The organism is Shewanella algicola, from assembly GCF_014648035.1.
Classification (GTDB): Bacteria; Pseudomonadota; Gammaproteobacteria; order Enterobacterales; family Shewanellaceae; genus Shewanella; species Shewanella algicola.
The window spans coordinates 1-5379 of the sequence record NZ_BMQI01000101.1 but is presented as its reverse complement, the minus strand read 5'-3'; the positions used below and the strand labels follow the sequence as shown (position 1 = coordinate 5379).

General features: G+C 38.0%; 4 protein-coding genes and 2 pseudogenes. 2 read left to right on the top strand and 4 right to left on the bottom strand.

Going from position 1 to position 5379, the window contains the following annotated elements; all coding sequences use genetic code 11:
• Nucleotides 1–290: 290 nt before the first annotated feature.
• A complete protein-coding gene (gene hypB / locus IEY42_RS21560) occupies nucleotides 291–1067 on the top strand; it encodes a hydrogenase nickel incorporation protein HypB (protein WP_188927246.1) in 777 nt (258 codons plus the stop codon).
• Between the two features lie 847 nt (nucleotides 1068–1914).
• On the opposite strand, the pseudogene IEY42_RS22515 reads toward hypB, so the two are convergent.
• The 3 genes and pseudogenes from IEY42_RS22515 to IEY42_RS21545 all read right to left on the bottom strand — a co-directional run.
• Nucleotides 1915–2203, bottom strand: a pseudogene (locus tag IEY42_RS22515) (transposase); the annotation flags it as partial.
• Nucleotides 2204–2457: 254 nt separating this feature from the next.
• Complete coding sequence (locus tag IEY42_RS21555) at nucleotides 2458–2988, bottom strand: prepilin-type N-terminal cleavage/methylation domain-containing protein (RefSeq protein WP_188927245.1); 531 nt, start codon at nucleotides 2986–2988, stop codon at nucleotides 2458–2460.
• 427 nt (nucleotides 2989–3415) lie between these two features.
• A pseudogene (locus IEY42_RS21545) lies at nucleotides 3416–4078 on the bottom strand (IS3 family transposase); the annotation flags it as partial.
• Between the two features lie 49 nt (nucleotides 4079–4127).
• On the opposite strand from IEY42_RS21545, the gene IEY42_RS21540 reads away from it, so the two are divergent.
• Complete coding sequence (locus IEY42_RS21540) at nucleotides 4128–4292, top strand: diguanylate cyclase (RefSeq protein ID WP_229780243.1); 165 nt, start codon at nucleotides 4128–4130, stop codon at nucleotides 4290–4292.
• 384 nt (nucleotides 4293–4676) lie between these two features.
• Here IEY42_RS21540 and IEY42_RS21535 read toward each other — a convergent pair whose 3' ends face one another.
• Nucleotides 4677–5321 (bottom strand): DUF3187 family protein, encoded by a 645-nt coding sequence (locus tag IEY42_RS21535; RefSeq protein WP_229780241.1) that lies wholly within the window; start codon nucleotides 5319–5321, stop codon nucleotides 4677–4679.
• Between the last annotated feature and the right edge of the window lie 58 nt (nucleotides 5322–5379).

Below are 5379 nucleotides of genomic sequence, written 5' to 3'. Positions count from 1 at the left end.
CAGAGAACAAAAAAGAAGCAGCTTAACAGCTTAGGCGACAACTACCTTGAAAAACGCCGTTATAATGATGATTATAATTTGGAGTTTTATAATTGAGGCGACAACAATCCTGACATAGGGCGTGAATAGGAACTTAAAGAATTAGCAGAGATGATTGATAATGAGTTTTCGTATGAAAAGGATTAGGTGCATTTGTCTAAATATTGGGGTAGCCTCAATTCAAGAGTATAATAGAGATAAAGCTCATCATTCCTTAATACGATAAGGCTAGAGTAACGGAGTTCATTATTATGCGTAATACTTGTAACTGGCATATATTCGATGGTAACCATCATCTTCTTCAAGAAAGTGAAGAGTACACTAGCTGGTTTGATGGAAGCAGATCGACTGAAGTATTAGAACATTCATTACATGATAATTACCATCAAGCTGAACATAACAGAGCATTTTTTAATAATCGTAACATATTGGTAATCAATGTAATGTCGTCTCCATGCAGTGGTAAGACAAGTCTGTTAGAAGCTAGTATTGGGATATTGGAAGAATATGGTGTTAGTGTTGCAGTTATCGAGAGCAATCTAGGAACAGGCAATGATACCAACTTGATCCGTAAATATGGAACCTCCGTTCTTCAGATTACTCCCCGTGTGGATCGTCATCTAGATGCAGGTATGATAAACAAAGCTATCATGGAACTTGATTTTGACAAAGTTGATATTCTGTTTATGGAAAATGTCGTTAATTTTGTTTGTCCAGTAATATTTGATCTTGGCCAACATCTGAACATTGTACTTTTATCTGTAGCTGAAGGAGATGATAAGGCCTCTAAATATCCGGTAATATTTCAAGAGGCTGATGCCGTATTACTGACCAAGGCTGACCTATTACCTGATTTTGATAACTTTTCAATTCAGAGTGTAAAACGAGCAGTGTGTGAATTATCCGATAAAACCGATATTATAACTTTATCAGCTAAAAATGGAATAGGAATGGATATTTGGGTAACCTGGCTGCAAGAATCGCTAATACAATATCGTAGTTCACAGCATCACAATATGGCTCTTTGATAAATAAACTTACCATGTTAATTTTATCAGCGACTTTGTAAGGGTTTGTTTATGTTGTATTCTTTGTAATTGTATAGATAATTTTCTTACTACTTATTCATATATGTATATATCTGAAAAATCAGGTTTGTAGAAAGTTCATGATAATTAAATCGTATATAATTACAAGAGTATGTCAGAGTTGCGAATCATTGAATTACCTAAAATATAGGTTTTTGTCCGTATCCATACAAATAAGGAGAAGCCGCGCCTTACCCCAAGAGTTGAACAAGCCCGAACACGTGAGGTGTGACCTTTATTAGGTAAATACCAGGTCGAGAACGCTGTTGATGTGATTGTTATAGGGCAACTTTTCTGTGTTAGCAAGTTCTGTTAGCACCATCGCTAATCATTAAAATATTTTAATTTCAGTAAGTTCAATTAATTCTCTACAGTGTCAGTTAAGCCATTAACCTTGTAATTATTTTTAATATTAGGTTGTGGGCACTAAGTTTTTCGGTCGCTTCACTACGCCGATAAACCGCATTGGCTACTAGCAACTGGGGAAAATATGAGTCGCTAATCAGTGTTTGTCTCCTTGAATAAAGTTCTTCAAATTATCTTGCAACGGGAGACCAGTCGGAAGTAGGCTCACTTTCGTGACCAGACACAAGTCTGTATCTACATCGTTATAATGCAGCCTTTGCTTGTTCCAACCTCCTATACCTACACATCTGGTGATACAGATGGTTCACTCAAAAGCGGTGAATAGGGCTTCATATGACCTCATGTCGCACGCCCCAAAATTAGTTTGGAATATGCGCTTGGCTCAGTAAGAATGTACAGGATTGTTAAATTTTGACTGTCACGAATGAAGAAAGCAACAGCATTTATTAAGATATCATTATCTATCATGGTCTGTTTTAGTTTGACTTCTATAAGCTCTATTCTTCGTTGGTTTTCAGTTAGTGTTTGGTATTTTCTGGGATTTTACCGACTAATTCAGCTTGGTACTGTATTTTCCATCTAGACACCACCGATTTACCCACAACTGACAAGTCTTCAATTTGCTTGTTAGTCTAACCCTGTTCGGCAATGAGCTTGGCATCTTCTAATTTTTGAAGGATGCGGACAGTGATTTTCGTTTTTCTAATCATGGTAAATAGTTTTAAGATTTTGCTTATTTTAAGCCATAAAGATGTACAGTTTCATTAGGCCATTACAAGAAGATAAATCTCCCACCTCAAGCGAATTAAACTTGAGTTTCGTAAGCGACTTTATGAAAAATATTGAGAAAAAGGGTGCTGGCGGAAAAGTAATACAGGGTCACATTAATCATTATGGTGTGCCTTATAATTCAAAAGTATCAGCCAATTTGTAGAGCAGGTAAAGATTGCAGATGTGACCTATCTCAATTATAAAATGCATCGATAATTTCGATTTTGCCTGTATTAAAGTAATAGTTCATCACTTTTGTTGTTTCACCGCGTTGAATAAAGTATAGGTCACGGTAGATACAGTGATCACTACTATATGTATAAGCAATATCGATATCTGACGTCATTAAGTCTGTATCTTCAACATAACCAATAGTAAAGTCTGTCGTTGTGATGCCATGCCAAAGCTCACTGCAGGCCTCATATGTACTAGTGGCAATTCCTGATGTCGAGTATGGATAACCTTCAGGGCTTGATGCCACATTACCTTCACCAAAACCGGCGAGTTTTTCTATTGCCCTCGTATTACCAGCTACATTCCAACCAGCATGATAAATAGAAACAGCACCTTTAAAGGCGGAAAATTGGCCGCTCATGGCTGAGTTTCTGGCATCCCCCTGTAAATTGATAAATTTGGATATTGCGGCTACGGCCAATATTCCAAGTATGATAATTACGATTACCAGCTCAATTAACGTAAATCCCTTTGGGTGCTGTTTTATCATTCTATTCAGTTCTGCATATGCGCTATAAAATAAGTTAGCATACTATACAGCGCTTATATTATCAGAACAACCAGCACACTAAGGATAGATATGAGAGCCAGCTGCTCGCAGGTTGAAGTTCTCACATAAAAAACCAGGTTCCCACATATTTAAGCAATACAAGCAGTTGACGCTATAAAGAACTATACCTGATAGAAATGCTACTGGGAATGGGATTAACATTAAGAGGCATTTAAACGAAACTCATTCGTTCAAGCAAGACTATGTTGACAGCAATTCTTAGGTGTAAGTCAGGCTGTTCTCAACATCGGTAGCTGAAGTAAAGGCAAGTGCCAACTTGTACAGTTTGGTGATGACCTGTCATGCCAATGAGCTCAACCCATACAACTATCTCTAATTATAATGGTCAAGTATTTCTGGAGAGATTTTAAGCCGCTTTTTTTAACTCATTATATTTTTGATGTGGCGTCTTATAATCTATTGTTGAATGTCTGCGTTTGTAATTGTAGAACTGGATATATTACTCAACCACACTGACTACAGAACTGTGATTGACAAAGGCTAAATGGTTCAATCTTTCAGTCTTTAAACTCCTAAAGAATCGTTCCATCACGGCATTATCCCAACAATTTCCTCTGCGACTCATACTTTGTTCAATACCTAAATGCTTTAGCTTTTCTCTGAACACGTTAGCTGAGTACTGGCAACTCTGGTCGGAGTGAAACATCAATGCCTGTGTATTGGGTCTTTGACGTTGTATCGCGTTATTTAATGCCGCTGTCGCTAACGCTGCATTGGGTTGGCTTGATAAGGTATACCCAACGATTTCTTTCGTTCCTAAATCAAGTACGCAGGCTAAATAACTCCATCCTTGATGTGATTTTATGTAGGTAATGTCACCCACCCAATGAGTGTTATAAGTCGTAGGGTTAAACTGCCGTTTAAGCAAATTGGGTGCGTAAACATGTTCGTCACCAGTGTTAGGATAGTAATGCTTTTTCTTTGGCCTAATCGCTTTTAATCCCAAATTTTTCATTACTGTAGCAATGGCGTAAACCCCGACTTTACACTCTAAATCTAATAATCTTGCTCAAGTGCTGCCTATAAGCTGGCTACAATGTGCGCGGGAAAATCAGCCATTGACTATTATTTTATTGGATATCGATTTCTTTAAGCACTTTAATGATACCCAAGGCCACACTGAAGGCGATACGTGCTTACGCATCGCTGCGCAGAAGATACAAGACACGGTTAATCGTCCTTATGACTTAATCGTGCGTTATGGTGTTGAAGAGTTTATCTGAGTGCTACCAAACACCGATTTAATTGGCGGAACTTATTTAGCTCAGCAAATTGTTCACAGTACAGTGTCATTGAAAATAGCTCATATAAATTCACTAATATTTGAATTTGTTACTGTAAGCGCAGGGGGCAACGGTAGTGCCGATGTATGATGTGCCTAATAAAAATTTAGTTGAAGCGGCAGATAAATAATAGTACTTAGCCAAAGGCCGTGGCAGAAATAGAGTGTTAGGTTGTTTAGCAGAATAAAACACCTAGGTAACTAGAGCCCTTCGCAGCTAGATGCTATAAAAGCAAAGGCCTAGATGGCTAGAACCTAGGATCTAAGCTTAACAGCGCAGCTGTCCCTAGAAGCGCAGCGCACTATCTGCGAAGCGGCCTAGAGTCTAAAATTTATGCCGATAACCTAGTACATAAGCTATATCAGCACTGTTATCCATGTTTAAAAAGTTCTCAACCATAGTGAATTCGATGGCGCTGTTATTGAAGTAATAGCGATAACCTAACACCGCTTCATTAGAGGCTTCTGAGAAGTTTTTATCCCAACTCACCATGCCATCATAACGATGATATTCAGCTAACCAACCGTGCCTACCGCTACGATATTCGTAACCCAGCCCCAACATTAAGTAATGTGATTCGAAGGCATTTTGCGATAACGGTTCTGTATTGTGTAAGAAACTCATTCCTAAAGTCGAGTTCACATGGTGATTGCCATTGTGATAACCGTAATTGATTTGTACGCTTTGCTGGAAACTTTCATCAACAAATGGGCCTGAATCTACATACTTGTAGTACAAGGTTCCCCCGATGGAAATACCATGGTGTTCATTTTGCAGTAATTGATAACCTAGGTATGCAGTAAGAGCATTATTGAGGGTTTCACCATTAAAGTTTTCAACATTGATATGGTATTTTTCTGAATGGATCTGACTTTGGTGTTTCGCTTGTTTATTACGACCATTTTGCTCAAATCCAAAAGCATCGTGAAACCACATTGTTAAGGAGTCTAAATGGTTATCACCGCTCATAGACAGGATCTTTAGCGATAACGCTATATTTTAGGTAGAAAAAAGGCCTTATTTATGA